At 36.3% G+C, this 1,714-nt stretch carries 2 protein-coding genes; both read right to left on the bottom strand.

The features are described 5' to 3' along the window. Window positions 1–172: 172 nt before the first annotated feature. Complete coding sequence (nfo, locus tag ABZC96_RS09910) at window positions 173–1,063, bottom strand: deoxyribonuclease IV (RefSeq protein WP_373030835.1); 891 nt, start codon at window positions 1,061–1,063, stop codon at window positions 173–175. Window positions 1,064–1,072: 9 nt separating this feature from the next. Beyond that, window positions 1,073–1,561: a hypothetical protein gene (locus tag ABZC96_RS09905; RefSeq protein ID WP_373030834.1), complete on the bottom strand. Its 489-nt coding sequence runs from the start codon at window positions 1,559–1,561 to the stop codon at window positions 1,073–1,075. Window positions 1,562–1,714: the final 153 nt, after the last annotated feature.

The raw sequence follows: 1,714 nt of genomic DNA, 5'->3' as shown, positions 1-1,714 counted from the left end.
ATAACCACTGAACTTGCTATCGCACTAAGTGTTAAACCTTTTACCATTTTCTCCATTATTCTTCTCCCTTTTTTTATTAACTCTCTCCTTGAAGTGCAGCAAAACCACACTTCCATTGCCCGCAGGAAATACCCTTGGGGTGCCTCTCACTAAAGCTTCGTCCTTGACTCAGTTACTCAATCAAAGCATACAATGCTCTAATCTCCTCTGCCCAGATAGACTCATCAATTGTTTCCAATACAAGAGGTATGTCATCCATACGTGAGTCATTCATTATAAATTTAAAAGCATCCCATCCGATCTCTCCCTGACCTAATGAGTGATGTCTGTCCACACGAGAACCTAAAGGTGGCTTAGAATCATTAATGTGCATTCCCATCAAGTACTCTTTCCCAACTATTTTATCAAAACTGTTCCATGTTTCATCATAAGCTTCTCTGGTACGGATATCATACCCTGCTGTAAACATATGACAGGTATCGATGCAAACGCCTACGCGACTTTTATCTTCTACCTTATCTATGATATGTGCCAAATGTTCAAATTTATACCCAAGGTTGCTCCCTTGCCCTGCTGTATTTTCAATCACAAGTTTCACATTTGAATCTGAGGTAGTTTCTATGGCTCTATTTAATGACTCTGCTATGATATCAAGGCAACCCAACTCTACTTCCATTAACTTATCATGATATTCCGAATCTTTTTTAGAGATCTTTGTCAAATGAGACCCTGGGTGGAAATTAAGTCTATCAAGACCTAAGATACGGCAACGTTCCAGTTCATCTATAAACGCATCTCGTGATTTTTCAAGTTTTTCTACTTCAGGATGACCAAGATTTATGAGGTAAGAGTCATGGGGTAAAATGTGTTTAGGTAAGATGCCTGAGGCATCAAGATTTTGATGAAACGCATCTATGGTTTTTGTCTCTAAAGGTTTGGCAACCCACTGTCTTTGATTTTTCGTAAAAAGTGCGAATGCTTTTGCTCCTATAGCCATAGCATTCAATGGTGCATTATCTACACCTCCGCTTGCACTTACATGTGCTCCGACAAATTTTGCCATCTTCTAACCTTAGTATTGTTTTTTGACTTTTATAAGTATAGTATTGATTGTATCACGGAAAATAATTTCGTTCTTTAAAACACTATAATCGATGTTATATTTATCTTTTTTTACTATCTTCTGTGTAAACCCGGTACCATTTTTTTCTAATCCAATACCATTAAACAAAGGTTTCTCTCTAAATATATTTTCCAGTATATCCTCTGGATACAGACTATTTAAAACTTCTCTATTGAACGCACTTTTACCCATACACTCCAACAAACTCATGCACACAGAAGTCTCAGATATCTCTAAAGACATCAAGGCCTGTCCACTGCCGTAAATTTCTACTTTTATCTCTTCTTCATTCTCATAGATAAACCCCATATCTGCATATTTGAATGTCGGTGTTTTAAACATAATGTATGCAGAATTTTGTTTGACATACTCTTTAGGTGTACAAGCACTCAAAAAAAAACCAATCATAAAAATCGAAACTGTTCTTTTAAAATTCATTTATTTTTCCATTTTTTTAGATAAATTATACACTATTTAAGAGATTTTTAAGCACCCTATATATATAATCCCATCCACAAGTTACAGATGGCCCCATCGTCTAGCGGTTAGGATCCATGGTTTTCATCCATGTTACAGGAGTTCAAGTCTCCT

Source organism: Sulfurovum sp. (assembly GCF_041551015.1).
Lineage (GTDB): Bacteria > Campylobacterota > Campylobacteria > Campylobacterales > Sulfurovaceae > Sulfurovum.
Note: the sequence above shows the minus strand (reverse complement) of the source record. Positions and strands in the feature narration are given on the sequence as shown.